The sequence below is a fragment of the Escherichia sp. KCJ4928 genome (assembly GCF_004352695.1).
Lineage (GTDB): Bacteria > Pseudomonadota > Gammaproteobacteria > Enterobacterales > Enterobacteriaceae > ECMA0423.
In genome coordinates, this window is the sequence record NZ_SJWV01000380.1 from 1 (window position 1) to 1,628 (window position 1,628).

1 protein-coding gene is annotated in these 1,628 nt (G+C 42.3%); it reads left to right on the forward strand.

Features of this window, described 5'->3' with window-relative positions; genetic code table 11:
- Window positions 1-202: 202 nt before the first annotated feature.
- Window positions 203-1,432: an amino acid permease gene (locus E0D98_RS24025; protein ID WP_000065950.1), complete on the forward strand. Its 1,230-nt coding sequence runs from the start codon at window positions 203-205 to the stop codon at window positions 1,430-1,432.
- The last annotated feature ends 196 nt before the right edge of the window (window positions 1,433-1,628 follow it).

Here is a 1,628-nt window from a genome sequence, read left to right on the forward strand (position 1 = left end):
TATCTTAATTGTTTAAAAAAAGTGATTTTTATCACAAAGGAAATATGCCTGAGCAGTAGTCAGAGTCATAACTGGCACGTAAGGTTTGCAACCACTAACCCACCAATAGAGGGGTAGATAGGGCGTTAATCTCCCATACTTAACCTGGTTTATGGTAAATTGCCCTCCATTTTGTTTAATTTGTAGATGATACGTTCAGATAATGTCTAATATTTGGTCTAAAGAAGAAACTCTGTGGAGTTTCGCGCTCTACGGCACAGCCGTTGGTGCAGGCACGCTCTTCCTTCCTATTCAGTTAGGTTCGGCAGGGGCTGTGGTCCTGTTTATTACTGCTCTGGTCGCCTGGCCTTTAACATATTGGCCACATAAAGCCTTATGCCAGTTCATCCTCTCATCGAAAACATCAGCAGGTGAAGGGATAACGGGCGCAGTAACACACTACTATGGCAAGAAGATTGGTAATCTGATTACCACGCTGTACTTCATCGCCTTTTTTGTCGTCGTGTTGATATATGCAGTGGCAATTACCAACTCACTTACGGAACAGCTGGCAAAGCATATGGTTATTGATCTTCGCATCCGTATGTTGGTGAGTCTGGGTGTTGTATTAATCCTGAATCTCATTTTTCTGATGGGACGCCATGCAACCATTCGGGTAATGGGTTTTTTGGTATTCCCATTGATTGCCTATTTCTTATTTCTTTCCATTTACCTTGTCGGTAGTTGGCAACCTGATCTATTAACGACCCAGGTAGAGTTCAATCAGAATACCCTTCACCAGATATGGATATCGATTCCCGTGATGGTTTTCGCCTTTAGCCATACGCCCATTATTTCTACGTTTGCCATAGACAGACGTGAAAAATATGGCGAACACGCTATGGATAAATGCAAAAAAATTATGAAAGTCGCTTATCTCATCATCTGCATAAGTGTACTGTTCTTTGTCTTTAGCTGCCTGCTTTCTATTCCACCTTCGTATATTGAAGCGGCTAAAGAAGAAGGGGTCACCATTTTATCGGCGCTTTCTATGCTGCCGAACGCCCCAGCATGGCTGTCAATTTCCGGGATTATTGTCGCAGTAGTTGCGATGTCGAAATCATTCCTGGGTACGTACTTTGGCGTTATTGAAGGTGCCACGGAGGTCGTCAAAACAACACTACAGCAGGTTGGTGTAAAGAAAAGTCGTGCATTTAACCGCGCACTATCAATTATGTTGGTATCGCTGATCACCTTCATTGTTTGTTGCATTAACCCGAACGCGATTTCGATGATTTACGCGATCAGCGGCCCGCTCATTGCCATGATACTTTTCATCATGCCTACGTTGTCAACGTATCTGATCCCGGCGCTTAAACCCTGGCGTTCCATCGGAAATCTGATTACGCTGATCGTGGGTATCCTGTGCGTATCGGTAATGTTCTTTAGCTGATATCCATTGTGAATGGTTCAAAATTGCTACAATTTTGAACCATTCCAGTTTTCATAATGTTCATTCGTTATTATTCCGCACTATCACTTCCCTCATCATATCCTAGTATTATCAGTTAGTTAAACACACAAAGAGATCTGAACATCTTAAATAAGACTATTTAAGATGCATAACTTAGATTCTCAAGATATCTTCC

Excerpts from the sequence above, each read along its gene's own strand:
- E0D98_RS24025 (WP_000065950.1), top strand. The coding sequence starts at position 203 with ATGTCTAATATTTGGTCTAAAGAAGAAACTCTGTGGAGTTTCGCGCTC.